30 protein-coding genes are annotated in these 26,423 nt (G+C 40.2%); 14 read left to right on the forward strand and 16 right to left on the reverse strand.

Annotated elements, in window-relative coordinates; translation table 11 throughout:
* Positions 1-42: 42 nt before the first annotated feature.
* From HMPREF1128_RS07095 to HMPREF1128_RS07115, 5 genes are read left to right on the forward strand one after another with little or no spacing between them, the layout of a single operon-like run.
* A complete protein-coding gene (locus HMPREF1128_RS07095; RefSeq protein WP_007525871.1) occupies positions 43-1,785 on the forward strand; it encodes a penicillin-binding protein activator in 1,743 nt (580 codons plus the stop codon).
* The gene (locus tag HMPREF1128_RS07100; protein ID WP_007525876.1) at positions 1,760-2,143 is read left to right on the forward strand and encodes a YraN family protein; all 384 of its coding nucleotides are present in this window, start codon (positions 1,760-1,762) and stop codon (positions 2,141-2,143) included. The genes HMPREF1128_RS07095 and HMPREF1128_RS07100 overlap by 26 nt, the downstream gene beginning before the upstream one ends.
* Before the next feature lie 25 nt (positions 2,144-2,168).
* Positions 2,169-2,747, forward strand: coding sequence for a D-sedoheptulose-7-phosphate isomerase (locus HMPREF1128_RS07105; protein ID WP_007525903.1), 579 nt, complete (start codon positions 2,169-2,171; stop codon positions 2,745-2,747).
* Positions 2,748-2,765: 18 nt separating this feature from the next.
* The gene (dolP, locus tag HMPREF1128_RS07110) at positions 2,766-3,353 is read left to right on the forward strand and encodes a division/outer membrane stress-associated lipid-binding lipoprotein (protein WP_007525798.1); all 588 of its coding nucleotides are present in this window, start codon (positions 2,766-2,768) and stop codon (positions 3,351-3,353) included.
* 9 nt (positions 3,354-3,362) lie between these two features.
* Entirely contained in the window at positions 3,363-3,869 is a 507-nt protein-coding gene (locus HMPREF1128_RS07115; protein WP_007525877.1) for a thioredoxin family protein, read from the forward strand.
* Positions 3,870-3,938: 69 nt separating this feature from the next.
* On the opposite strand, the gene HMPREF1128_RS07120 is transcribed toward HMPREF1128_RS07115, so the two are convergent.
* The 10 genes from HMPREF1128_RS07120 to HMPREF1128_RS07165 form a co-directional block, all read right to left on the reverse strand.
* Positions 3,939-4,181, reverse strand: coding sequence for a YgjV family protein (locus HMPREF1128_RS07120; protein ID WP_007525853.1), 243 nt, complete (start codon positions 4,179-4,181; stop codon positions 3,939-3,941).
* Between the two features lie 147 nt (positions 4,182-4,328).
* Positions 4,329-4,904, reverse strand: coding sequence for a DNA-3-methyladenine glycosylase I (locus tag HMPREF1128_RS07125; protein WP_007525829.1), 576 nt, complete (start codon positions 4,902-4,904; stop codon positions 4,329-4,331).
* Between the two features lie 55 nt (positions 4,905-4,959).
* Entirely contained in the window at positions 4,960-6,183 is a 1,224-nt protein-coding gene (locus HMPREF1128_RS07130; RefSeq protein ID WP_007525855.1) for a peptidoglycan DD-metalloendopeptidase family protein, read from the reverse strand.
* Between the two features lie 11 nt (positions 6,184-6,194).
* A complete protein-coding gene (locus HMPREF1128_RS07135) occupies positions 6,195-6,392 on the reverse strand; it encodes a hypothetical protein (RefSeq protein WP_007525821.1) in 198 nt (65 codons plus the stop codon).
* A gap of 10 nt (positions 6,393-6,402) precedes the next feature.
* Positions 6,403-6,918 carry a LysM peptidoglycan-binding domain-containing protein gene (locus HMPREF1128_RS07140; RefSeq protein ID WP_007525804.1) on the reverse strand — a complete coding sequence of 172 codons (516 nt, stop codon included), beginning with the start codon at positions 6,916-6,918 and terminating at the stop codon, positions 6,403-6,405.
* An 11-nt stretch (positions 6,919-6,929) separates the two neighbouring features.
* Positions 6,930-7,514 carry a YqaA family protein gene (locus HMPREF1128_RS07145; RefSeq protein ID WP_007525816.1) on the reverse strand — a complete coding sequence of 195 codons (585 nt, stop codon included), beginning with the start codon at positions 7,512-7,514 and terminating at the stop codon, positions 6,930-6,932.
* 367 nt (positions 7,515-7,881) lie between these two features.
* Positions 7,882-8,712, reverse strand: a complete 831-nt coding sequence (gene cpdA, locus HMPREF1128_RS07150; RefSeq protein ID WP_007525827.1) for a 3',5'-cyclic-AMP phosphodiesterase — start codon at positions 8,710-8,712, stop codon at positions 7,882-7,884.
* 125 nt (positions 8,713-8,837) lie between these two features.
* Positions 8,838-9,464 carry an ADP-ribose diphosphatase gene (gene nudF, locus HMPREF1128_RS07155; protein ID WP_007525785.1) on the reverse strand — a complete coding sequence of 209 codons (627 nt, stop codon included), beginning with the start codon at positions 9,462-9,464 and terminating at the stop codon, positions 8,838-8,840.
* A gap of 11 nt (positions 9,465-9,475) precedes the next feature.
* Positions 9,476-10,192 (reverse strand): 4'-phosphopantetheinyl transferase family protein, encoded by a 717-nt coding sequence (locus HMPREF1128_RS07160; protein WP_007525849.1) that lies wholly within the window; start codon positions 10,190-10,192, stop codon positions 9,476-9,478.
* Positions 10,189-10,617 (reverse strand): EamA family transporter, encoded by a 429-nt coding sequence (locus HMPREF1128_RS07165; RefSeq protein WP_007525892.1) that lies wholly within the window; start codon positions 10,615-10,617, stop codon positions 10,189-10,191. The genes HMPREF1128_RS07160 and HMPREF1128_RS07165 overlap by 4 nt, the downstream gene beginning before the upstream one ends.
* Before the next feature lie 119 nt (positions 10,618-10,736).
* Here HMPREF1128_RS07165 and nhaA point away from each other — a divergent pair, with 119 nt between their 5' ends.
* Positions 10,737-11,939 (forward strand): Na+/H+ antiporter NhaA, encoded by a 1,203-nt coding sequence (nhaA, locus tag HMPREF1128_RS07170; RefSeq protein ID WP_007525895.1) that lies wholly within the window; start codon positions 10,737-10,739, stop codon positions 11,937-11,939.
* 96 nt (positions 11,940-12,035) lie between these two features.
* Here nhaA and HMPREF1128_RS07175 read toward each other — a convergent pair whose 3' ends face one another.
* Together HMPREF1128_RS07175 and mgsA are read right to left on the reverse strand one after the other, a co-directional pair.
* The gene (locus HMPREF1128_RS07175; RefSeq protein ID WP_007525901.1) at positions 12,036-12,905 is read right to left on the reverse strand and encodes an NAD(P)-dependent oxidoreductase; all 870 of its coding nucleotides are present in this window, start codon (positions 12,903-12,905) and stop codon (positions 12,036-12,038) included.
* A 108-nt stretch (positions 12,906-13,013) separates the two neighbouring features.
* Positions 13,014-13,469: a methylglyoxal synthase gene (gene mgsA / locus HMPREF1128_RS07180; protein WP_007525890.1), complete on the reverse strand. Its 456-nt coding sequence runs from the start codon at positions 13,467-13,469 to the stop codon at positions 13,014-13,016.
* A 123-nt stretch (positions 13,470-13,592) separates the two neighbouring features.
* Here mgsA and thrC point away from each other — a divergent pair, with 123 nt between their 5' ends.
* Positions 13,593-14,867, forward strand: a complete 1,275-nt coding sequence (gene thrC, locus HMPREF1128_RS07185) for a threonine synthase (RefSeq protein ID WP_007525835.1) — start codon at positions 13,593-13,595, stop codon at positions 14,865-14,867.
* Positions 14,868-14,943: 76 nt separating this feature from the next.
* Here the strand turns inward: thrC and HMPREF1128_RS07190 are convergent, their stop codons facing one another.
* The gene (locus HMPREF1128_RS07190) at positions 14,944-15,516 is read right to left on the reverse strand and encodes an NAD(P)H-dependent oxidoreductase (protein ID WP_007525859.1); all 573 of its coding nucleotides are present in this window, start codon (positions 15,514-15,516) and stop codon (positions 14,944-14,946) included.
* Positions 15,517-15,723: 207 nt separating this feature from the next.
* Between HMPREF1128_RS07190 and napF the strand changes: the two genes are divergently transcribed.
* From napF to HMPREF1128_RS07225, 7 genes are all read left to right on the forward strand, one after another.
* On the forward strand, positions 15,724-16,272 hold the full coding sequence (napF, locus tag HMPREF1128_RS07195; protein WP_007525882.1) for a ferredoxin-type protein NapF: 549 nt from the start codon (positions 15,724-15,726) through the stop codon (positions 16,270-16,272).
* Positions 16,259-16,522 carry a chaperone NapD gene (locus tag HMPREF1128_RS07200; protein ID WP_007525793.1) on the forward strand — a complete coding sequence of 88 codons (264 nt, stop codon included), beginning with the start codon at positions 16,259-16,261 and terminating at the stop codon, positions 16,520-16,522. The genes napF and HMPREF1128_RS07200 overlap by 14 nt, the downstream gene beginning before the upstream one ends.
* A gap of 127 nt (positions 16,523-16,649) precedes the next feature.
* Positions 16,650-19,136: a nitrate reductase catalytic subunit NapA gene (napA, locus tag HMPREF1128_RS07205; RefSeq protein WP_007525802.1), complete on the forward strand. Its 2,487-nt coding sequence runs from the start codon at positions 16,650-16,652 to the stop codon at positions 19,134-19,136.
* Positions 19,137-19,254: 118 nt separating this feature from the next.
* On the forward strand, positions 19,255-20,160 hold the full coding sequence (napG, locus tag HMPREF1128_RS07210) for a ferredoxin-type protein NapG (protein ID WP_007525812.1): 906 nt from the start codon (positions 19,255-19,257) through the stop codon (positions 20,158-20,160).
* Positions 20,160-21,050: a quinol dehydrogenase ferredoxin subunit NapH gene (napH, locus tag HMPREF1128_RS07215; RefSeq protein WP_007525815.1), complete on the forward strand. Its 891-nt coding sequence runs from the start codon at positions 20,160-20,162 to the stop codon at positions 21,048-21,050. Before napG ends, napH begins: the two co-directional genes overlap by 1 nt.
* Before the next feature lie 21 nt (positions 21,051-21,071).
* The gene (locus HMPREF1128_RS07220) at positions 21,072-21,500 is read left to right on the forward strand and encodes a nitrate reductase cytochrome c-type subunit (protein WP_007525873.1); all 429 of its coding nucleotides are present in this window, start codon (positions 21,072-21,074) and stop codon (positions 21,498-21,500) included.
* Between the two features lie 11 nt (positions 21,501-21,511).
* Positions 21,512-22,150 (forward strand): NapC/NirT family cytochrome c, encoded by a 639-nt coding sequence (locus HMPREF1128_RS07225; protein WP_007525868.1) that lies wholly within the window; start codon positions 21,512-21,514, stop codon positions 22,148-22,150.
* A gap of 145 nt (positions 22,151-22,295) precedes the next feature.
* Here HMPREF1128_RS07225 and HMPREF1128_RS07230 read toward each other — a convergent pair whose 3' ends face one another.
* The 3 genes from HMPREF1128_RS07230 to argS form a co-directional block, all read right to left on the reverse strand.
* A complete protein-coding gene (locus HMPREF1128_RS07230; protein WP_407919974.1) occupies positions 22,296-23,327 on the reverse strand; it encodes an SEL1-like repeat protein in 1,032 nt (343 codons plus the stop codon).
* Positions 23,328-23,345: 18 nt separating this feature from the next.
* Positions 23,346-24,521, reverse strand: coding sequence for an Obg family GTPase CgtA (gene cgtA, locus HMPREF1128_RS07235; protein ID WP_007525795.1), 1,176 nt, complete (start codon positions 24,519-24,521; stop codon positions 23,346-23,348).
* A gap of 143 nt (positions 24,522-24,664) precedes the next feature.
* Positions 24,665-26,392, reverse strand: a complete 1,728-nt coding sequence (gene argS, locus HMPREF1128_RS07240; protein ID WP_007525820.1) for an arginine--tRNA ligase — start codon at positions 26,390-26,392, stop codon at positions 24,665-24,667.
* Positions 26,393-26,423: the final 31 nt, after the last annotated feature.

Raw genomic sequence — 26,423 nt, forward strand, 5'->3', positions numbered from 1 at the left:
ATCTGAGCACATTGCTCAATGACACTAATCTTGGAGTTATATATGGCAACTATTTTAAAACAGAAAATGAAAACTGTCTTTATGCCAACTGCACTTGCCCTACTTATTTCTGCTTGCGCTTCAGAAAATCTAGTTACGCAATCGATTAAAAATGAAGCGTATGCAAGTTCTGAATTTTATATTAACAAAGCTGATAGCGTAAAAGATGAAGAAGATAAAATCACTTATCATCTTTTAGCTGTGCGTAAATTGATTGAAGAAAATAAAGCAGAAGAAGCGCAAAACACTTTTGATGAATTAACAAATGCGCCTAAATTGATGGAAGCACTACAAAAAAATGAAGTGCAAAAAACAGAATATGCTTTAGTTTCTGCGCAATTATATGCTGCGCGTGGCAACAATGAGCAGGCACAAACTTTATTAAGAAATCTACCGCTTGCACAATTAAGCCAAGTTCAAATGCTACGTTTTTATCAAACACAAGCTAACATTGCTGAAAACCAACGTGACCCAGTGGAAATTGTCCGCGCACGTTCAATGATGAATAACTATTTAACTGATAATAAAGCGCGTCAGGAAAACAACGATACAATCTGGTCAACATTAAGAAAAGGTAACCGTGCAACAATTGAACAGGCGAGCATTAAAGCTGGAGAAATTGAATTTGCGGGTTGGATTGCACTCATTACGGCTTATAACCAAAACGTTAACAATCCTGCACAAATGCAGCAAGCCATGAATAACTGGCGTGCTCAATATCCAACACACAGTGCGACGAATTTACTGCCTTCTGAGTTACAAAGCGTGAATAGCTATCAACAAACTCAGCTTAATGATATTGCACTGTTATTGCCATTAAGCGGAGAGGCTCAAGCCTTAGGTCAAATCATTAAAAGTGGTTTTGATGAAGCCAAAGGCGATAACCCAATTCGCATTCAAGTGTTAGATACCGATTCAGCCGATCCAGCCACCTTAGTTGAGCAAGCAAAACAAAACGGTGCAAATTTAATTGTCGGTCCATTATTAAAAGACCGAATCGATAGCCTATTAGCAAGCCCTGCAATCAATGGGGTAAATGTATTAGCGTTAAATGCAACACCAAATGCTAAAGCACTGTCGCAAGTTTGTTACTATAGTCTATCGCCTGAAGCTGAAGCAAAAGCAGCCGCAGAGAAAATGTTCCAAGACGGACAACGTAATGCATATGTTTCTGCGCCACAAGATGATTTCGGTCAACGAGCTGCAGATGCCTTTACCACTCGCTGGCGCCAATTAACCGGTAGCGATGCTGATGTGCGTTACTACAACAGCAGCGAAGATGCGACTGCAGGTATCCAAAGCACAAATGCAAGCCAAGGTGGTCTGTATTTACTCGGTACCGCAGAACAAGTGTATGAAATTAAACAAGGTGTAGATTCTACGCCACTGAAAGGCGTTTTCGCAATTTACACTTCATCACGCAGTAATGCCCCAACTAATGGCGCAGACTATTACACAGCAATGGAAGGTGTAAAATTCAGCGAAATTCCATTATTAGCAGATCCAAGTTCAGATGAATATCAAAAAGCTGCCACACTCACAGCGAGCGATTTCCAAAGAATGCGCTTATATGCTATGGGAGCAGATGCTTGGTTACTTGCAAATAAATTTAATGAAGTGAGCAAAATTCCAGGCTATCAAGTTTCTGGTTTAACAGGGAACTTAAGTGCAGGCAGAAACTGCCAAATTGAACGCTCACTGTCATGGATGCAATATCATAATGGCGCTGTGGAACAAGCTCGTTAATCAAACTAATCGACGGGCACAAGGCTCAATCTATGAGCAACAAGCCCGTCAATATTTAGAATCGCAAGGGCTAAAATTTATTGAAGCCAATGCAACCTTTAAATGTGGCGAATTAGATTTAATCATGCAAGCGCAAGAAACGTTCGTCTTTGTCGAAGTTCGCCAACGTAAAAGTGCTAAATTCGGTTCTGCCGTAGAAAGCATTGACTACCGTAAACAACAGAAATGGCAACAAGCTGCAAATTTATGGCTAATGAAACACCATCAACAAAGCCTAGAAACCGCTAACTGCCGTTTTGATGTTGTTGCATTTGAAGGCAACCAACCACCGCTTTGGATTCCTAATTTCCTTGGCTAATTATTTATTTGTTGAGCAGGCTGATATGTTAGAAAAAATTCAAGCGCAGTTTAACGAAAGTATCCAAACTCAAATTCAAATGGCAAATGAAATGCCACCAATTTTGAATGAGTGCGCGCAACGCATTGTGCAATGCCTACTTAGTGATAACAAAATTATTGTTTGCGGACATGGGCGTTCTTATATCAATGCACAACTATTAGTAAGCTATCTTCTGCATCGTTATCAACTGGCTCGACCAAGCTTTGCCGCGCAATTATTACATTTTGACGGCGTGCTTGCTGGCGTCATGGTTGAAGAAAATGAACTTGCACATCTTTATAGCAAACAGCTGCAAGCTATTGGTAAAGAAGGCGATCTTTTCATTACTTTCTCGCCTTCAGGCAATGAACAAGCGGTCTTAAATGCTAGCCATGCTGCAAAAAATATTGGCATGAATATTTTGGCATTTAGCAGTAGCCGAAACGATCATACTAAAGGATTACTTGATGATCACGATTTAGAGATCATCATTCCTTCACACAATGAGGCAAGAATTTTAGAAAGCCACCAATTTTGCGTCAATTTACTCGGTGAGCTGATTGATAGCCTACTTTTTTCCTAAAAATAAACAGGAGTATTTATGTCTATGTTAAAACGACTCTCAACCCTTATTTTAACTGGTGTATCCCTTCTTAGCTTACAAGGCTGTTTGGCTACAGCCGTTGTCACCAGTGCAGCTGTTGCAACCAAAGTCGCAACGGATCCTCGTTCAGCTGGTACACAAATTGATGATGAAATTTTAGAAGAACGTGTAGCTCATAACCTTAACAATGACGCACAACTCAAAGAAGAAGCGCGTATTAACGTCGTGGCTTATAACGGTAAAATCTTGTTAATTGGTCAAGCACCGAATCAATCAGCTATCGAAAGCGCTAAAAACCTTGCAGCTGGTGTGAATGGCGTGAATGATGTTTATAACGAAATCCGTGTTGGTGAAAAAATCAATGTTAGCCAAATTTCTGTTGATAGTTATATCACTAGCGTAATTAAATCAAAATTATTAGTTAATTCAGAAGTGAAAACCACTGAAGTAAAAGTCATTACTGAAAATGGCGAAGTGTTCTTAATGGGTAAACTTGATGCCCAACAAGCAAATGCCGCAGCAGAAGTTGCCCGCAATGTTAGTGGTGTGACAAAAGTGATTAAAGTCATTACTTATGCCCAATAGGAGAGCAATATGGCTGCGCATTTTTATGAATATTTAGAATTTAATAGCGAAGAAGATCGTGAAAATCAGTTAGATGTGTATGTTGGCGTACAACTTAGTGCTGAAACGGAAGCCGCGATTAAAGCAATTTCATCACCCAGCCACTATCTTGTGATGGCAGAACCCTTCTGCCCAGATTGTGTAGAAGTGGTAGCCTATTTCCAACGCATGGCAAAGCTTAATCCTAATATTCATGTCAGTTATGTCTCGCGTAAAGAGAAGAAAGAACGCAAACATTACGATAGCGAAGCGCAGCAACAAGTTGTCATGGCAGAGGAAAAAATCCCAAGTATTTTCCGCCTAAATGGAGAGGAAACCACCTTGGTACTGAGTGAATTTCCTGCTAGCATTCAAGCTAAAATGGCTAAGGAACCCGAGCAGCGAGAAGCTATCCGAGCGAATTTCCGCATGGGGAAATTAGGGCATCTAATTGAAGCAGATTTGCGAGCGATATTCACACAAAATCAAGCAGCATAAAAACAAATCGGCGTAAAACTTTCAACAGTTTTACGCCAATTTTGCAAGCGGTCAAATTTTAAGACTGATTTACCAAACCAATTCGCCCTTTTGTTTTAAAAGCCAAAGTTGGTAAAGATTCACGCAAACTAAGAAGGCATTAAGCAATGCCACAGGATAAGCTGAGATAATCAATGAATAAATCACAAACAATGTTGCACCTAGCGCATTGATAGCGCGTAAACGGGTCATTGATTTACATAAAAATGATACTGCCACTAAAAAAGTCGCAATATAACCTAACAATTCAATACTAAATGGAACACTATTCATATTCTCTCCTTCAAAAGTAATGCCTCTTAGAAAGACATCATAAAGGATTTTTCTTTAGAGAAAAAGGGCGAAAATTTAAGCAACCGATTGCCACTAAAAATAATTTAATTCCCCTCAAAAAAGAAAAAATATAGAAAGAGAGTATGTTTAATTCCCTTCCTGCATTTTGGCAAAACAGTCATTAAGATGGTCATCCACCAAGCCCATTGATTGCATAAAAGCATAACAAGTCGTTTCACCAACAAAGACAAATCCCCGCTTTTTCAATGCCTTAGAAAGTGCTTTAGAAGTTTCTGTTTTAGCAGGTACGCATGAAAGGTTCGGTACATTGTTGATCTGTGGCTTGCCACCGACAAATGACCAAATAAATTGGCTAAAATCTTCTCCGTTCTCTCGCATAGCTAAATAAGCCCTCGCATTTTTAACAATGGCCTCAAGCTTTTTTCGATGACGAATCAGCCCAGCGTTTTCCATCAACAAATCGATATCAGTCTCTGTCATTTGAGCAATTTTTTCTGGGTTAAATTGAAAAAATGCAGCACGATAGGCTTCGCGTTTTTTCAATACGGTAATCCAAGAAAGTCCCGCTTGCTGGCCTTCTAAACATATTTTTTCAAATAATTTAAGCGAATCAAACTGAGGTTTGCCCCATTCTTCATCATGATAGCGGATATAAACATCACTCTCGCCCACCCAACCACAACGGGTTAAATGTGTTGCCATTTGCAAATTCCTTTCAAAAAATAACCGCTTGTCAGTTAACAAGCGGTTAGTGATTTTAACGTTTTGGTAAGTAGCGAGCTGGGTCAACTGACTTCCCTTTGTAACGAATCTCAAAGTGAAGTTTGTTGGTGTTAGTTCCTGTGCTACCCATTTTACCGATGGTTTGTCCAGCTTTTACGGTATCTTGCTCATCTACACTAATACTATCGTTGTGAGCATAAGCACTTAAGAAGTCATCGCTATGTTTAATGATAATTAAGTTACCGTAGCCTTCTAATGCATTACCAGCGTAAACAACTTTACCATTTGCAGCAGCTTTAACCTCTTGGCCTTTATTACCGGCAATATCAATACCTTTATTACCGCCTTCTGATGCAGAGAAGCCTTGTACTACACGACCTGCAGTCGGCCATTGCCATGCAAAAGAGGAAGCTGGCGCATTCGGTGCTGGCTTACTATATGTGCTGCCTGATGTAGCAGTACCTGCTGTTGCCACAATACCTGTATTCGTTGCCGCACTAGAGGTACTTGTGGTTTGAATTTGTGCAGGATTCCCCACAGAAGCACGAATACCGCCATTTGCAACCGGCACTGTATCCGCTGAACCTGCGCTTGCTTTCACAGGACCTGTAATGTCGCCTTCTGAAGAATAAATGGTGCCATTTGCGCCTTGTTGATAAGTCACTTGTGGTTTAACTGGTACTGTGACAGTTTCTTCAACCGTGATAGTTTCAGTACCTGATTTACCTGTTTTTAATTTTTGTCCAACGCTTAATTGATAAGGTTCGCTCATGCCATTAAGTGCAGCTAATTCTTTTACATCCTTACCAATAATATAAGCGATTAAGAACATGGTATCGCCTTTACGAACAGTATAAGTTGAGCCGTCATAGAAGCCTTTTTTGATTTGGCTATATACTGGTGCATTATTCGAATCACGCGGGATAGCAAAATTTTGATCAACTTTTTTCTGTACAGTTTTCGTACGCTTTACCGTTTTAGTTGTTGTGGTCGGTTGCGCGGGTTGTTCTGTAATCACAGGGTTCACCACATTAGGTTGTGTTGCTGTTGTCGGGGTAATAGGTGTTACTGGAGCACTACTCGGTTGAATATCCGACTGCCAACCATAAGTGGTACCACTCGTTCCCTCTACAGGGGTTGGTAAACTTGGGCTTAAGACATTACTATCTTTAGCATTTTCAACCGGTGCTGGTGAGTTTGCTGAACATGCCGTTAAAATACTGGCAACAAGCGGTAATAAAATAAATCTTTTTTGCATGCGAAACCCTACTATTTCATTGATGAAGGCATTGATGCTGGCTGAATCCCTGCATCCCAACCATAACTACCTGCTTGTGCACCAGAACCATCAACTGGTTGCATTAAGCCTGGGCTTAATTCATTTGGATCAGCTTGTTTTGGCGCTTCTGCCTGGCAAGCACTTAATGCAATTGCTACAACAGCTAAGCTTAATGATGTTTTTTTCATTTAGCCCCCATTAACGCACACGTAAAGATTGACCAACTTTGAGTTTAGTCGAAGTGCTAATCCCATTTAATTGCGCAATTTGATTAGCTGAAGAACCAGATAAGAAAGAAATTAAATATAGCGTATCTTGTGCGCCGACGGTGTAAGTACTATCTGTATAGCAACCTTTCGTCATTTGTGCATAGACAGGCGTGCCATCTGCATTACGAACCACTTGGCAATTACCTACAGTTTCAGTATTAGCACCATAGCTGGTTAGGGCTGCGACTGGTGCAGTACTTGGCGCACGCGTTGTTGCAACTGGCGCGCTTGCACCATAAGTTGGTGTACTGACTGGTTGATTCATTGAAGAAGGCATTGCTGTTGGCGTAATATCGCCAGATTGCCATCCACCATTATTCATATTGGTTGAACCTACCGCATTCTCAACCACTGCACCAGTGTCAGATTCAGAGGTGTTATTGTTAGTACAGCCTACCAATGCAAAAGCCGCAACTAACGGCAGTAAAAAAGATGATTTTTTCATAAGGTATCCTTTTATTTTAATAATTGATAGATAATGTAAGCGACCACGGCAACGGCAACCGTTCCCCAGCCAATCAATTCAATTGAGCGACGAATTTTGTCTGCATATTTTTCTCCGCCCCAAGCAGACAATTTTGCCACAAGAAAGAAGCGAGCGAAACGAGAAATTGCAGCGGTAATCACAAATGGGAAAAATGCCATTTGCATCACACCTGCACAAATCGTAAATACTTTATATGGAATTGGGGAGAAACCTGCTAAAAAAACAATCCATACGCCCCAAGTTTTAAACCATTCCATCGCCTGTTCAAAATACGCTTGCATGCCCCAGCTACTAATGAGATCTTTTACCCAATCAAATGCAAAATAACCAATGCCATAGCCGATTACGCCACCAACAACTGAAGCAACTGCCGCATAAATGGCATATTTGGTTGCATGATGTGGTTTGCTCATCGCCATTGGAATTAACATCACATCAGGCGGAATAGGAAAGAAAATTGCCTCAATAAAGCTGACAAAACTTAACCAATACGCAGCGTATTTATGCTTTGACCACGCAATGATTTTATCGTAAATCGTCCCAAATAAATTCATTCTTTTACTACTTACATGATAATATTCGAAAGGTAAGATTATACTGGATCCGATTAGTTCTGTATAATCTGATCTTTATTTTCTTTTTACCTACAAGCGGTCAAATTTATTAGGTGTTTTACAAAGTAGATAGATAACAAAAAACCACCAGAAACAGCCTGTATTTTCAACGTTTTTAGAGAAAAATTATTTTTTTGACATTTTTTTAAAAAAATTTAAAATTTTTTTGAACTTTCGAAAAAACGCTCTGTCAGACATTACGATGGTAGGAAACTGTCATCGGAAAATTTTATTCATTATGTAGATCCAAAAGAGCTAGGGTAACACCTAGCTCTTTTTTTATCTACCGAAAATGAATGAAAATCGACTAGTAACCTTTAGCCTCAAGATTTGGTAAAAAAGTTTGCGTTTTTAACCGCTTGACGATCGTTTCTATCTGTCCATCAGCCTTTAATACTAACTCCCGCCAACCAGGCGCCAGTAAATCTAAGGTAAATTCATCACAGTTTGGTTTAAATTGAATACAGGTCGAAGGTGTGGCTAACACCCGAATACCATGCCAAGCACTATCTACGGTTTGATGGATATGCCCATGTAAAATAGCTTTAATTTGTTTGAAAGGAGCCAACACTTCAGCAAAATATTCCGTATTCTGTAAGCAATGTTGATCTAACCATGCACAATGCGTCGGAAGAAGATTATGATGCAATGCAATTAAACAAAATCGTTCTGGGTGTTCTGCCAGTTTAGCTTCTAGCCAAATCAACTGTTCTTTGGAAAGATACCCTCTTGGGCAACCACTTACTTGACTATTTAATAATAAAATTTGCCAATGTTTACCCGCTAAAATTTGTTTTTCAGCATAAATATAAGGGTATGATGCCAATTTTGTGCGCATTTGGGGCTGTTCATCATGATTACCTTCTAGCCAAAAAACGGGTGATGCTAAAGGCTGTACCATTTGGGCAAAATAATCATAGCCTTCAACTTGAGAATCCTGAATCAAATCTCCCGTAGCTAATACCGCATCAAAATGTGGCTGAGGTTCAGCTATTACCTCATCTAACACTGCTTGAAAACTAGCTTGCGTGTTAATCCCTAACAATTCCGCTTGAGGATCGGAAAATAAATGCATGTCGGTTAATTGTAACAACCGAATTTCCGTTGCCTCTTTTTTCAATTCATAAACCTGTTGCATTCCATCCCCCAAAAAAACGCACCTACTTTACGCGTTTTAACAGGCAAAATCAGTAAGCAATGTTTGAAAATGCGAACTATGCCACATTTTTCTTGGAAAAGATGGAAAATTAAAGGATTTTATACCTATTTATTATTACGATATTTTTGGTAGTTCAATTCAAGCCATTGCAAACCAATTACCGCAATCACGTTATCAATTTTGCCTTCGACGACCCATTGATAAGCCTGTGCACGACTCACAACATGAACCAAAATATCTTCATTTTCCTCTTCTAATAAACCGTAAATACCGCCTACTTGGCTGCTATCAACTAAACCTAAGAAAAGGTGCAAGCGTTCTAATTGACCACCTGGACTATCCCAAACACTCAAAGCATGTTCAACATTTGAAACAGTCAGCCCGGCTTCTTCTTGCGCTTCCCGAATCGCAACCTCTGCTGGAGACTCTGCACCTTTATCAATCATGCCTGCTACTAATTCAAGCAACCATGGAGAACGATCTGAATCTGGAACATATGCGCCAATGCGTACTTGCTCTATCAATACAACATTATCTAATACAGGATCATATGCAATCAGGGCTGCTGCTGCGCCTTTTACTAACAACTCACGAACGACTTCTCCACTTACTCCGCCATTAAATAACTTGTGTTTAAAGTGAATTTTTTTCAGTTCAAAATGCCCTTTATAAACAGTTTCTTCTTTTAAAATCGTTAAATCTTGATGTGAAAATTGTAGAATTTGACTCATTTGATTTGCTCCTAAAACGGATTAACTTGATAAACAAGCGGTTGAATTTGATCGATTTTTTGCCAATCGCCTGTCCACTGCCATAAATTAGGTTTCGTTTTCGCTAATGGAAAAGTTTGCCAAAAATAAGCTAAAAAGAACGGCAATTGATGATAAAAATGTAAACATCCTTTTGGGCAATGACTAGAAAACAGTTGCTGACTTTCAGGCAAATGGCGCACTTCATTAAGAGCCACAATGCCAACACCTTGGGTTTTCAAAACCGCCTCGCGCAAGCACCAACTTAAATAAAAACGCGAAGCTAAATCTGGTAATGGATGCTTTACAGGCTCTAATAATGCCAAGCATTCTACCTCATCGGCATAGTGGCGTAATAGCGCCTCAAATCGGCGGACTCTTTGCGGATGTTCAATATCAATCCCAACTATCGTCTTTGGTTGTGATTTAGATAGCATCACCGCCACCCACTCGCCCGAATGGCTAATATTAAAATCAACCCCATCAAGCATGATATATGGACGACCGTTAGCTTCTCGCTGAATTTGCATGAAATTAACCGCCTCAATACCTTGTTGCTTGCCTAGCTCTGTTAATAAGAAATGTGCCATTCGGCGACTCTTCCAACGTTGCCACAAACGAGGTAACGCATCTTTAGAAGGAAGTGGTAAGTTAAAGTGAAAATCTTTCGGTAAAGGCGCATCGCAATGTGCAAAACAGACTTCAATCATCGCTTAAACGCCAATGTCAGTACGCCAGCAGCAACTAAACCAATACCAACCCAATCTTGCCCACTCGGTCTTTCGCCTAAAAAAATCACGGCAAAAATCGTCACTAAAACCAGGCTAAATTTATCAATTGGAGCAACCTGTGAAGCATTTCCCATCTGTAACGCTTTAAAATAGGCCAACCAAGATAACCCTGTCGCTAAACCAGATAAAATTAAAAATAGCCAATTTTTACCATTTAGCGAACCAAGTGGCTGCCATTTGTGGGTATAGGTTAAAAATAAAGCCAATGCTGCAATAATAACTAAAGTACGAATAAAGGTAGCGAAATCTGAATCTATTCCATTTAAGCCAACCTTAGCAAAAATTGCAGTTAAGGCTGCAAAAAATGCGGATGCTATTGCCCAATAAAGCCACTCATTTGCCATTTTTCTTCTCTCTTTTTGCCATTTGACTTACACTAGTTTACCAAAATTGAATCGCAAAATACTTTTTATTTTAGGGCAGAAATGTTATAGCATAGGGATTAGAAATAAGGAGTAAAAAAATGCAACAAACAATGAATAAATTACAAAGGCAAATTAAACATTTTGTGCAACTAGAATCTGCTGGGGGAATCCTATTATTAGCCGCTGCCATTCTTGCAATGTTAGTAGCAAACTCACCGCTTGCAGAGAACCATTTTAATTTTTTACAAACCCACTTCACGATTAAATTTGGCGATTTTGGGATTGATAAGCCTATTTTAATGTGGATTAACGATGGCTTAATGGCGGTGTTTTTCATTTTAGTTGGGCTTGAAGTAAAACGAGAAATGTTCGAAGGCTCACTTTCTAGCATACAAAAATCCATTTTCCCAGCGTTAGCGGCTATCGGCGGGATGATTGTGCCAGCCCTAGTTTATCTATTTATTAACCATCAGCATCCAGAATTTAAAGATGGTTGGGCAATTCCAATGGCAACTGACATTGCATTTGCTGTAGGTATTGTTGCACTATTAAGTAAACAAGTGCCACCTGCATTAAAAATGTTCTTACTTGCCTTAGCAATTATTGATGACCTAGGCGCTATCGTAGTGATTGCGATTTTCTTCTCGCATGAAATGAGTGTTTCAGCCCTTACCATCGCAAGTCTAGCGATCATTGCGCTGTTTGTGATGAACCGCTTTAAAGTGATTGGCTTACTTAACTATGCCATCGTCGGTTCAATTCTTTGGGTGTCAGTGTTAAAATCAGGCGTGCACGCAACATTAGCCGGGGTCATTATCGGTTTTGCGATCCCATTAAAAGGGAAAAACGGTGAAACTCCGCTTTATCACCTTGAACATATTCTTGCTCCATGGTGTACCTTCTTAATTCTGCCATTATTCGCATTCTCGAATGCCGGCGTTTCATTAGAAGGCATGAGTTTCAGTGACCTTACCTCACCATTACCATTAGGCGTTGCGTTAGGTTTATTACTGGGTAAACCAATTGGCGTATTCCTATTTAGTTATGTTTCGGTGTTATTCCGCATTGCGAAATTACCGGAAGGCGTTAACTTTAAACATATTTTTGCTATCTCCATCCTATGCGGTATCGGTTTTACTATGTCGATGTTTATCGCAGGTCTCGCCTTCGGTGGAGAAAATGCAAACCATGCCTTACTACCAATGTCTCGCTTAGGGATTTTACTTGGTACGTTAGGTTCGGCTGTAATTGGTTATGTCTTGCTAAAAGCGGTAACAAAACCTACTGCGCAAGCGGTCTAATTTAATGCAGAATTTGCAAATACAAATATAAAAAAAGCGTTGTCGTGTTAAACGGCAACGCTTTTTTTATATTTGTCTCCCAACAAATTATTGATTTTATTTTTTTAAGTAAGTATAGATGCTCGCTAAATCTTGCTGACTTAACGCTGTTTGGTTCGCTTCACTAAACGTTTTCGCAGCTTTTTCAATCAGTGGCGAACGTTTGTTAGCTTTTTCTAATTCATCCACAGCCAAGTTTAAGTCCTTAGTAATGTGTTTTAGCATAAAGACTGGCGGGAATTCTCCACTTTCATACATCGCAATTTTGCTTTGGAACATTGGTGAATTCATGGCGCCATTGGCAATGGTGTCAATAATATCAGCTTGATTGATACCAAATTGCTCAGCAAAAACCAGCGCTTCTGCATAGGCTTCATTAAAGATACCCAATAATGCATTTACGGCTAATTTCACACCGCCCGCTTTGCCCACTTCTCCGTAATGATAAACTTTGCTACTAAATGCGTTAAAAAGGGGCACAAGTTGGTCAAAAATGGCTTTATCACCTGCACCGAGTACTAATAATTTACCAGCTTCTGCAACTTTACTTGAGCCAGAAACTGGCGCTTCAATAAAATGTACTTGGTGTGATTTTAGCTGTGTTTCAATCAATTGATTCTGCGTTGGCGAAACGGTAGACATATTCACAACCACTTTGCCTTTTAATGCCGCAAGTACTGCCAGTGTTAATAAGCTTTCAATCGCTGGATAATCAGAGACCATCAGAAAAAGAACATCGTTATTTTGCGCAACTGTTTCTACGTTCGGTGCTAATAGCGCACCTTTTTCTACTACCGCTTGTGCCTTTTCAGGGCTGCGGTTATAAACTTCCACCTCAAAACCAGCGTGGAGCAAATGACCTACCATTGGTGAGCCCATTTGTCCTAAACCGACCCAACCTACTTTTTTTGTATTAAATGTTTGCATATTCACGCCTCAATGTCGTTTAAAAATGCCACTAGTTTAGCGATTTTCTTTCAGAAATGCCGTGAAGCAGATCACAAAAGCAATTAAATTTCACATTTATTTAACAAATTATAAGCGTGAAGCTAAATAACCTTCATAATCTGGAATTTCTACCTCAATTGGCTGATCAAAAAGCGATGAAGCCAATAGGCAATCTGCTGTACTTGGCGTAATTGCAACGGGAATATTCCAGACTGTTGCAATTCTCATTAACGCTTTTACATCTGGATCGTGCGGTGCCGCATTCATCGGATCCCAAAAGAAAATGAGCACATCAATTTTCTTTTCCGCAATTAACCCACCAAGCTGTTGGTCTCCGCCCATTGGGCCGCTTAATAATGGCGTAATTGCTAAACCCGTTTCGCGTGCAAGCAAATGCCCTGTTGTACCCGTTGCATAAAGCTGATGTTGAGAAAGCGCATCTTGGTGTTTTTTCACCCAATCCAATAAAGTTTGTTTACAGTGGTCGTGAGCCACAAGCGCGATTTGTTTTTGATTTGGAATGACCCGAATTGTCGTTTGCATATAGCCTCCTTTTGCAAAATTTTAAGCAAATCATACCGCTTATTTGCAGATGTTGCATTGACTAATTAAAGGGAATAGCTACAATCAAGCAGATTTTACTCTAAGATAAAGGATTCCATTTTCATGAACTTATACAACATCAAACATCCTGAAGAGCAAGTAAACTTTGCCCAAGCCGTGCGTCAAGGTTTAGGGAAAGATCAAGGCTTATTCTTTCCTGAAGTTTTACCTAAATTAGATAACATTGATGAACTACTTGCGCTGCCATTAGTTGAACGCAGCCAAAAAATTCTTTCTGCAATTATCGGTGAAGAAATTCCAGAAGCCACTTTAAATAGCATGGTAAAAAATGCGTTCACTTTCCCAGCACCACTTGCGCAAGTCTCTGATAGTATTTATGCATTAGAATTATTCCACGGCCCAACATTAGCATTTAAAGATTTCGGTGGCCGTTTTATGGCACAAGCGTTAAGTGCTGTGCGTGGCGATGGTAAAATTACCATTTTAACTGCTACCTCTGGCGATACCGGCGCAGCAGTTGCGCATGCCTTCTATGGTTTAGAAAATATCAACGTCGTGATTTTGTATCCGAAAGGTAAAATCAGCCCGCTTCAAGAAAAATTATTCTGCACATTAGGTGGCAACATTCGCACTGTGGCAATCAATGGTGATTTTGATGCATGCCAAGCTTTAGTGAAACAAGCTTTCGATGATGCACAATTACGCCAAGCAATTGGTTTGAACTCAGCTAACTCCATCAACATCAGCCGTTTATTAGCGCAAATCTGTTACTACTTCGAAGCTTTTGCACAGTTACCAAAAGAAAAACGTTCAGAGGTTGTTGTGTCAGTTCCAAGTGGTAACTTCGGTAACTTAACTGCGGGGTTAATTGCGAAAACATTAGGTTTACCAATTAAACGTTTTATCGCTTCAACCAACGCAAATGACACCGTACCACGTTATTTAAAATCAGGCGAATGGTCACCAAATGCGACTGTTGCGACGCTTTCAAATGCGATGGATGTAAGCCGTCCAAACAACTGGCCACGTGTAGAAGAATTATTTAAACATAACGGTTGGGCATTAAGTGAGTTAGGTTCAGATGCGCTCAGCGATGCAGAAACTGAAGCAACCTTAAAAGCAATGTATGCTGAAAACTATTTATGCGAACCGCATGGTGCGATCGCTTATCAAGTGTTAAAAGACCAACTTCAAGCAGGTGAAACAGGTATTTTCCTTTGCACAGCACATCCGGCAAAATTCAAAGAGTCGGTTGAACGCATTTTAGCGTTAGATTTACCACTGCCTGAAGCATTAGATAAACACAATAAATTGCCATTGTTATCTGATGAAATGGATAACGACTTCGCGCAATTACGTGCTTATCTTTTAAAATAATCTAAAATAAAAATAGCCCCAACATTGGGGCTATTTTCATACCGACAAGCGGTCAAATTTAATCAATCTTTTGCAACTACTTTAAGTTTGTCAGACAAGCCTGTTTCACTTGATTCAACAACGCTTCATAGTCTGTCGTTTTTAAGCCAACTGCGCCTAAAAAATGCATATCGGCTTCCATACCACAAAAATTAAATAATCCATTACCTAACGTGTGATCAAGCGATTGTAAAAAACCTTTTTCGGCATATTTTTGATTGCTATTGCCCATAGTCACAAATTGTTGAATTCTCTTTCCTTTAAGCAGACCTATTGTTTCATTTTCTCCATTTTCATAGGCAAATCCATACGTTAAAACACGGTCTAAATAGCCTTTTAAAATCGCTGGAAAACCCATCCACCAAAGGGGATAAATCAACGTAATGAGATCAGCTTGTTTCCAAAAACTTTGTTCAATAGCCACATCTGCTGCTAACTTTCCACTGAAAGTCTCCAATGCTTCTTGCCAATCTAAAATTGGGTTAAAATTGAGTTCAAATAAGTTACGCACATGAACTTCATGCCCTTTACTTGCTGCGATAATGCTTTCTAAAATCGCGTGGTTAAAACTCTGCGCATTAGGATGTGCATAAATAATTAAATGGTTCATGTTATTGCCTTATTATAATAATGTTAAATGTTTGTTACGATCATATTAAAAAAGAGTAAGAGTCTATCACCATTTTGCCACAATACCTTGATACCTATCAATTAAAGTGCAAATATTGTCACAAATACCCCGTTTGAGTGATTAAGTAAACAACAAAAACAGAGATAATTCCATACCATTTTTACTTGCTGTTGAAAGAGGCGAAACTTGTCTGAAAACACTGGTCCGTCGCTTTCTCGTCGCGGTTTTTTACGTGGACAATTTCTTAACACGCTAAAAAGCGAACAAGTAACTTTACAAGGTCACCAAGCTATTCGTCCACCTTGGGCAAATTTAGCAAATTTTCTTGAAAAATGTACCGCTTGTGGACGTTGTGTTGAAGTTTGTGAGACCAAGATTATCAAGCAAGGTATTGGGGGCTACCCTGAAATCGATTTTACTCGCGGAGAGTGTACCTTTTGTACCGAATGCGTTAAGGCTTGTCCTGAAGACGTTTTTCTCTCACTCGATGAACCAGCTTGGTTACATAAAATTGAAATCTTAGATCAATGCTTACTGAAACAGCGGATTGAATGTCGTTCTTGTGGAGATTACTGCCCTGAACGGGCTATTCGTTTTCGACCGACATTAGGCGGGATTGCAACCCTACAACTGGATTTAACCGCTTGTAATGGTTGCGGGGCATGTTTAAACATCTGCCCAACTAAAGCGATTAGAATTATTAATTTTGAAGTCAATAACAATGAGTCAATTTAACGAAAAAGAAAACTGGTATGTTTGTAGCATTATCGTGCAAGCCAGACCAGAAAAACTCAGCCAAGTCAAAGCAGCTATTTTAGCCATTCCATCGGCTGAAATTCATGGCGAAAAGTCTGATGAAGGCAAATTGGTGGTTACCCTTGAAAGTAATCGTCAGTTAGCTTTAGCTGATTTGATGGATGAGATTAAAGATATCCCAGGCGTAATTGTCGTGTCTTTAATTTCAAATTATTTAGATGAAAAATAAATCGTAGTGTGAGTGAATTTTAAACACTTAGGCACTATAATAAGATTGATTGCAAAATTGACCGCTTGTGTCTTTTGGATGAAATTAACAAGCACTATTAAAATTTAACAACTGTGTGGGAAAAACTATGGAACTTAATCGTAGAGATTTTATGAAAGCCAATGCTGCGCTTGCAGCAGCTGCGGCGGCTGGCATGACTATCCCTGTTAAAGAGGTTCATGCAGCAGAAGATATGGGCATTAAATGGGATAAAGCCCCATGCCGTTTCTGTGGTACAGGATGTAGCGTATTGGTAGGTACCAAAGACGGTCGTGTTGTTGCCACCCAAGGTGACCCGGATGCAGAGGTAAACCGCGGTTTAAACTGTATCAAAGGTTACTTCCTTTCTAAAATTATGTACGGTGCAGACCGTGTACAAACTCCGTTATTACGTATGAAAGATGGTAAATTCCATAAAGAGGGTGACTTTACACCGGTTTCTTGGGATCAAGCTTTCACTATCATGGCGGAAAAAATCAAAGATATCCTAAAGAAAAAAGAACCAAATGCTGTAGGGATGTTCTCTTCCGGTCAAACCACTATCTATGAAGGCTATGCAAAAGTAAAACTTTGGAAAGCTGGTTTCCGTTCCAATACTATCGACCCAAATGCTCGTCACTGTATGGCATCTGCAGCGGTGGCGTTTATGCGTACATTCGGTATGGATGAACCAATGGGTTGCTATAACGATATCGAGAAAACCGATGCGTTTGTGCTTTGGGGTTCAAACATGGCGGAGATGCACCCAATTTTATGGTCTCGTATTTCTGACCGTCGTCTTTCTTCTGATAATGTGAAAGTGGTAGTTATGTCAACATTCGAACACCGTTCGTTTGAATTAGCTGATGTGCCTATTGTGTTTAATCCACATTCAGACCTTGCAATTCTTAACTACATTGCAAACTATATTATCCAAAACGATAAAGTAAACTGGGACTTCGTTAATAAACACACTAAATTCAAACGTGGTGAAACCGATATTGGTTATGGTTTACGCCCAGAACACCCACTTGAAGTTGCAGCGAAAAACCGTAAAACCGCAGGTAAAATGCACGATTCTGACTTCGAAGAATTCAAGAAAATCGTTGCACCTTATACATTAGATGAAGCACACCGTATTTCTGGTGTACCAAAAGATCAGCTTGAAACCCTCGCTAAAATGTATGCAGATCCAGAACAGAACTTAGTGTCTTACTGGACAATGGGCTTTAACCAACACACTCGTGGTGTATGGGTTAACCACATGATCTATAACGTACACTTATTAACCGGTAAAATTTCTAAACCAGGTTGTGGTCCGTTCTCATTAACTGGTCAACCTTCAGCTTGTGGTACAGCGCGTGAAGTAGGTACTTTCGTTCACCGTTTACCAGCGGACATGGTGGTAACCAATCCTAAACACGTTGAAATTACAGAGAAAAAATGGAAATTACCAAAAGGTACGATTCCAACTGTACCTGGCTATCCAGCGGTACAACAAAGCCGTGCCTTAAAAGACGGTAAATTAAACTTCTTATGGCAACTTTGTACGAACAATATGCAAGGTGGTCCGAATATTAACGAAGAAATTTTCCCTGGCTGGCGTAACCCTGAAAACTTCATCGTTGTTTCAGACCCTTACCCATCTGTTTCTGCAGTAGCTGCTGACTTAATTCTTCCAACTTGTATGTGGGTAGAAAAAGAAGGAGGCTATGGTAACGCAGAACGTCGTACCCAATTATGGCGTCAACAAGTGAAAGGCCCAGGTGAGTCTCGTTCGGACTTATGGCAAATTGTTGAATTCTCTAAATACTTCAAAACTGATGAAGTATGGGGTGAAGAATTATTAGCTCAAATGCCTGAATATCGTGGCAAAACTTTATATGAAGTGCTTTACGAAAATGGTGAAGTAAACAAATATAAAGTACCAACCGATGTTCCGGGATACATCAATGATGAAGCTGATCACTTTGGTTACTACTTACAAAAAGGTTTATTCGAAGAATACGCTGACTTCGGACGTGGTCATGGCCATGACTTAGCACCATTCGATACTTACCACCAAGTACGTGGCTTACGCTGGCCGGTTGTTGACGGTAAAGAAACCTTATGGCGTTACCGTGAAGGCTTTGACCCGTATGTTAAAGCAGGCGAAGATGTTGCGTTCTACGGCTATCCAGATAAAAAAGCGATTATTCTAGGTGTACCTTATGAAGCACCAGCAGAATCACCAGATGAGGAATATCCATTATGGTTATGTACTGGTCGTGTTCTTGAACACTGGCATACCGGTACCATGACGCGTCGTGTACCTGAGTTACACCGTGCGTTCCCGAACAACTTAGTTTGGATGCACCCAGCTGATGCGAAAAAATATGGCTTACGTCATGGGGATAAAGTGAAATTAATCACTCGTCGTGGTGAAATGATCACTTACTTAGATACCCGTGGTCGTAACAAATGCCCTCAAGGCTTAATTTACACCACCTTCTTTGATGCAGGTCAGCTTGCTAACAAATTAACATTGGATGCAACCGACCCAATCTCTGGCGAAACCGACTTCAAAAAATGTGCGGTTAAAGTGGTGAAAGCGTAAATTTTCCCTTTCGTTTCTAGTCACTCCTCTCTTTAAACAAAGAGAGGAATTTAAAACAAAAGCGGTCAAATTTTGCAAAGTTTTGACAAAACTAGACCGCTTATAGAAGGAAACGCAGATGAAACTTGATCCTAACCGTCGTCAGTTTTTAAAAAATGTGACAAGAACAGCCGTCGGAGTATGTGGAGCTGGTGTAATTCTTGGCCTACAGCAACAACAAGCTAAAGCCAAAGAGGGGATTGCTTTACGTCCACCTGGTGCTTTACCAGAAAAGGATTTCTTGGCAGCTTGTACCCGCTGCGGACAGTGTGTCCAAGCGTGTCCATATGATATGTTGTATCTAGCCTCGCTAATTTCTCCAATGGAAGCAGGTACACCTTATTTTATCGCACGGGATAAACCTTGCGAAATGTGTCCTGATATTCCTTGTATGAATGCTTGTCCAAGTGGCGCATTAAGTGAAGAACTTAAAGATATCAATGATGCAAGAATGGGATTAGCCGTATTGCTAGACCATGAAACTTGCCTTAACTGGCAGGGGTTGCGTTGTGATGTGTGTTACCGCGTTTGTCCATTAGTAGATAAAGCGATTACACTTGAACGTATTCATAATGATCGTACAGGTATTCATGCGAAGCTTATTCCAACTGTTCACTCCGATGCTTGCACCGGATGCGGTAAATGCGAACAAGCTTGCGTATTAGAAGAAGCGGCAATTAAAGTCTTACCGATGGATATCGCCAAAGGCTTACTCGGTCGTCACTACCGCTTAGGTTGGAAAGAAAAACAAAATGCCGGAAAATCCTTAATTGAGGAACAACATCCGGATGGCTTACGTCCAGCAATGGATGCCCGTATGCCGGAAGGCTTACATGAGCCGGTTTATCAACCAATGCAGGTTCAACCGAACCAAAAAGTGGCAACACCGAATCGTGCAACAATGGATTATGTACCAAATCCAACAACAGTTCCGGAAGCAGAGCAATTCCCAAATCTGGACTTAAATATTAAGGGGGTTAAATAATGGCTGAAAAATATACCCCGAATAAGCCAAAAGATGCAGGCTTAGAAGCTCGCCAAAAACTCGGTTGGTGGCATGCTTATCGCTTTTTAATTCTACGTCGAATCAGTCAATTAAGTATTATTTTAATGTTCTTAAGTGGCCCGATTTGGCAAGTTTGGATTCTAAAAGGCAATTACAGCGCCAGTATGCTTTTGGATGTCGTGCCATTAACGGATCCATTGATTACCGCAGAAAGTTTAGCGACAGGTTACTTACCAGAAATCTCAACGATTATTGGTGCCTTAATTATTGCGATATTCTACGCAGTCGTTGCAAGTAAAGCCTTCTGTAGTTGGGTTTGTCCAATGAATATGGTAACGGATGCTGCAGCTTGGTTACGTAGAAAATTAGGTATTAGACAATCATTAAAAATTTCACGCCAACTTCGCTATGTGATTTTAGCGGTGATTTTAGTCGGTAGTGCAATGACTGGCACTCTCTTATGGGAGTGGATAAACCCTGTTGCAGCACTTGGACGTGTTTTTGTCTATGGCCTAGGCGCAACACTCTGGTTGGTTGCTGTTATCTTCTTATTTGACTTGCTTGTTGCCGAACACGGCTGGTGTGGTCATCTTTGCCCAATTGGTGCAATGTATGGCGTTATTGGTGCTAAAAGCCTAGTTAAAATTAATGTTGTCGATCGTAACCGATGTGACCGCTGTATGGACTGCTATAACGTTTGCCCTGAACCGCAAGTGTTGCGTATTCCATTGCATGGTGGTCCGGAAGATAGCCAAATTGTACTAGCGAAAGATTGCATTACCTGTGGGCGTTGTATTGACGTCTGCGCTGAAAATGTATTTACCTTTGGTTCTCGTTTTGAGAAACAGATTAAAATTAAAAATATTTAATTATTTAATGGAGTGGATTTCATGAAAAAATCATTTATTTTCATGCTAGCTTTATGCAGTGGATTGGCATTTGCCGATGCACCGCAAGTTGCGAACAGTATTGATAAAACAGCGGAAAGTGTTGCACCAGCATTTACGAATCCTTATAAAGATGTCGGTAATATTCCTGTGACTTTCCCTAACCAACCCCCACTAGTTCCACACAGTATTCGTGGTTTACAAGTGACTAAAAATGTGAACCAATGTTTAGGTTGCCACTCTCCGGATGTTGCACCAACAACGGGTGCACCACGTGTTCCAGAGAGCCATTTCTTAACTCGTGATGGACAAAAAACTGATGGTACCTCACCTCGTCGTTATTTCTGCTTACAATGCCACGTTCAACAAGCAGATGTGAACCCAATTATTCAAAATAAATTCGATACAATTCGTCAAACGCAAGGTAAATAAGGAGCAAAACCATGATTAAATCAAGCATTCAAAAAGTTTGCCGTTGGTTACGCTCTCCGAGCAAAATGGCAATTGGTGGGGTTATTTTATTAACTATCATTGGGACTATCGTTGGAACCAACCTATTTAATGTAGGAATGGCCACAACTAATACTGAGCAATTCTGTTCAGACTGTCATACTAACGATGTTGTACCTGAGTACCAAGCCTCAATCCACTTTAGCAACCGTTCAGGTGTAAAAGCAATTTGTTCAGACTGCCACGTTCCACACGAATTCGTACCAAAAATGATTCGTAAAATGCAGGCATCGACTGAAGTTTATGCTCACTTTACAGGTAAAGTAGATACTAAAGAGAAATTTGAAAAACATCGTTTAGAAATGGCAGAACGCGAATGGGCGCGTATGAAAGCGAATAACTCACAAGAGTGCCGTAACTGCCATAACTTCAATGATATGGACTTTACCCAACAAAAAACTGTGGCACAACAAATGCACGCACTTGCACAGGAACAAAACAAAACCTGTATCGATTGTCACAAAGGTATTGCGCATAACCTTCCACACATGGAAAAAGTACAACAAAGCTTTATTCCAGCGGATATGTTAAAAGCAAATGAAAAACCTGCTGAAAACAAAGATGCAAAATAATCTCTAAACAAACGGTTCAAACTACTTAGTTTGAACCGTTTTTATTTAAGCCTAAAAATATTTGTTATTAGTATTTTAAAGATGAAAAAAGATCGCTTGTCAAAAAATACAAGCGGTCTTTTTCATGCAATTTTTTACAATTTTCTTATTTAATTGTAATCACTTCACAGGCTTTTTGATAATGATTCACGCAAGCCTTAAGAATCCATTCTTTAGCTAAATTTTTATCCTGAGGAACACCATATCCATTTGCATACATCACACCCAAATTATACTGGGCGCTTGCATATCCTTGCTCTGCTGCTTTTCGGTACCATTTTGCTGCCTCAAAATAATCCTGTTTTACACCCTCTCCCTTTGAATACATCACACCCAAATTAAATTGGGCATCTCTATGTCCTTGCTCTGCTGCTTTTCGGTACCATTTTGCCGTCTCAAGATAATCCTGTTTTACACCTCGTCCATCATAATATATCACGCCCAAATTAAACAGAGCATTTATATGCCCTTGATCAGCTGCTTTTCGATACCATTTTGCCGCCTCAAGATAATCCTGTTTTACACCTCGTCCATCATAATACATCACACCCAAATTATACTGGGCATTCTTATGCCCCTGCTCTGCTGCTTTTCGGTACCATTTTACCGCCTCAATATCATCCTGTTTTACCCCCTCTCCCTTTGAATACATCACACCCAAATTAAACTGGGCGTCTATATGCCCTTGCTCTGCTGCTTTTCGATACCATTTTATCTCCTCAAGATAGTCCTGTTTTACGCCCTCTCCTCTTGAATACATCACACCTAAATAAAACTGAGCATCTCTATGTCCTTGCTCTGCTGCTTTTCGGTACCATTTTGCCGCCTCAATATAATCCTGTTCTACACCTTGCTCATGATCATAGATTACGCCCAAATTAAACTGGGCGCTGGCATATCCTTGCTCTGCTAAAGGTTTCCAAAATTGGAAAGCGGTTTGATGATTTCCTTTTTCAGCAGCAGCCAAACCTTGTTGAAATTGCTCCTCTACCGTATTTGCCCATGTAGCCGAAGGAAAAGCAAAAATAGAAGCCCCTAAAAAGGTAGTAAATAGTGTTTTTGTCAATTTCATATAATGATCCAGAGTGATTATATTATATATAAAAGACCGCTTGTCTCTTACAACAAGCGGTCTCATTCTTTTTACGATTTGCAATTATCGAGTATAAACAAACTCAACGCCTTCTTCGTCTTCTTCCGACCAATCATCATCGAAATCGTCCCAATCATCTTCTTCAATTGGATTTTGCATTGCTTCTTGATGATAATCATCCCATTTGAATTTAACTTCATCAGATTCTTTATTTTCTTCTTCCACTTCACGTGGGTTAGCTTCGATAAAGTCCATAATATCTCGGGTGAGCTGTTGTACATTTTGCCCAGTGGCCGCAGAAATCAGATAGTAATCGTCTTCCCAACCAATTTGCTCTGCAATCTCTTTTGCACGAGCTTGAGCCTCTTCTTCGCCGATGGTATCAATTTTATTGAAAACTAACCAAGTCGGCTTTTCAGAAAGTTTTTCGCTATATTGATAAAGCTCAGACTCAATCACGCTAATGTTATGCGCTGGGTCACTTTCATCAATTGGCATAATATCAACCAAGTGAATTAACACACGGCAACGCTCTAAGTGTTTAAGGAAACGAATCCCCAAACCTGCACCTTCTGCTGCCCCTTCAATTAACCCCGGAATATCCGCCACCACAAAGCTGCGATCAGCGCCTACACGTGCCACACCTAAACTTGGCACCAATGTAGTAAATGGATAATCTGCCACTTTTGGTTTAGCTGCAGAAACGCTACGAATAAAAGTAGATTTCCCTGCATTCGGTAAACCTAGCATCCCAACATCCGCCAAAAGCATTAACTCAAGTAATAAATCACGTTTTTCGCCTGGTGTGCCATTTGTTTTTTGGCGAGGAGCACGGTTTACAGAAGATTTAAAACGGGTATTCCCCAAACCATGGTATCCCCCTTTCGCCACCAACATTTTCATACCATGCTTGGTTAAATCGCCAATGACCTCTTGGGTGTCGTTATCAATCGCACGAGTTCCTACTGGCACGCGTAAAGTAATATCATTACCACGATGCCCCGTACAACCTGCACTACGCCCATTCTCACCACGCCCTGCTGCATAGCGCTTTTCGAAACGGTAGTCGATAAGGGTATTTAGGTTCTCATCTGCGATCAAATAAACATCGCCACCATCACCACCATCACCACCATCTGGGCCCCCTTTCGGGATATATTTTTCACGGCGGAAGCTTACACAGCCATTACCGCCATCACCTGCTTCAACACGAATCAGGGCTTCATCAATAAATTTCATTTTTGTTCCTTATTTTAGCTCCCCTCTTTAGAAAAGAGGGGCTGGGGGAGATTTGATAAGCGGTCTTTTTTGACCTATTTTTTGCAAATTGAGATCGCTGAAATCTCCCCTACCCCCTCTTTAGAAAAGAGGGGAACTTTTTGTTACATTTTTTCTACGGTTTTAATTCCCAGTAGATCTAAACCTTGTTTGAGCGTTCTTGCTGTTAAATCACTTAAACGTAAACGGCTGTTTTTCACTTTTTCTTCTGCATTAAGCATTGGGCAAGCTTCATAGAAACTTGAGAATGCACCCGCTAACTCATATAAATATTGGCAAAGTATATGTGGCATACCTTCTTTTGCGACGCTATTTAATGCTTCTTCAAATTGTAATAATTTGATGGCTAATGCGCGTTCTTTATCTTCTGTTAAGATAATCTCACCACTTAAAGTACTTGGATCAATCCCCGCTTTTGCAAATACAGAACGAATACGCGTGTAAGCATATTGCATATATGGCGCGGTATTGCCCTCAAAGCTCAACATATTATCCCAGTCAAACACATAGTCTGTGGTACGGTTTTTCGACAAATCTGCATATTTCACTGACCCGATTGCAACCGCTTCAACTACTGCCGCTTTCTCTTCTTCCGTTAAGTTAGTGCTGCGTTGTGAAATTAACGCATCTGCACGCTCAATCGCTTCGTCTAGCAAATCTTTTAGTTTTACGGTATCACCTGAACGTGTTTTAAATGGTTTACCATCTTTGCCTAACATCATGCCAAAAAATGGATGTTCAAGACTGAATGAATCGGGCACATAACCAGCTTTGCGGGTAATTAACCAAGCTTGTTGCATGTGTTGTGCTTGACGGCTATCTGAAAATACTAAAGCACGATCTGCTTTTAAAGTTTCATAACGATATTTTGCTGCAGCCACATCAGTAGTCGTATATAAGAAACCGCCATCTTTTTTCTGCACAATAACGCCCATTGGATCGCCATCTTTATTTTTGAACTCAGAAAGGAAAACGACTAAAGCGCCATCATCTTCTACTGCCAATCCTTTTGCTTTTAAATCCGCCACAATTTCTGGCAACATTGGATTGTAAAGGCTTTCGCCCATCACATCTTTTTCAGTTAAGGTTACATTTAAACGGTCGTAGTTTTCTTGGTTGTGGTGCATCGTGATATCCACCAACTTTTTCCACATGGTACGACAATATTCATCACCACTTTGGAGTTTCACCACATAACCACGCGCCTTTTCAGCAAAAGCCGCATCTTCATCGTAATGCGCTTTGGCTGCACGGTAGAATGCTTCTAAATCGCTTAATTCAAGCTGTGAGGCATTTTCATTTTCCATTTTTTCAAGGTAAGCAATTAGCATACCAAACTGCGTACCCCAGTCACCAACGTGGTTAGCACGAATCACGTTATTGCCTAAGAATTCTAAAGTACGCACGACCGCATCACCAATAATGGTTGAACGCAAGTGGCCAACGTGCATCTCTTTTGCCACATTTGGAGAAGAATAATCCACCACGATAGTTTGCGGATTTTCAGTTTTAATTCCAAAATTGACCGCTTGTAATGCGCTATTGGCACCATTAGCTAACCAATCTTTCGATAAGAAAATGTTGATAAAGCCTGGGCCTGCAATTTCTAATTTTTCTGCAATCCCATCTAAATTTAAGTTATCTAAGATTTTCTGCGCAAACTCACGTGGGTTGATGCCTAATTTTTTTGCTGCGCCCATTGCACCATTTGCTTGATAATCGCCAAATTCAGGCTTACCGGATTGACGAACTAAAGCTTCTGCATTTTCATCGGCACCTGCTGCAATCATTGCTTGCTTGATTTTATCTGATAAAATTTGTTGTATATTCACTTTTTAACCTATTCAATTTTACATTCAAAAA

This window comes from Haemophilus sputorum HK 2154 (genome assembly GCF_000287615.1).
In the GTDB taxonomy this organism is placed as follows: Bacteria; Pseudomonadota; Gammaproteobacteria; order Enterobacterales; family Pasteurellaceae; genus Haemophilus_A; species Haemophilus_A sputorum.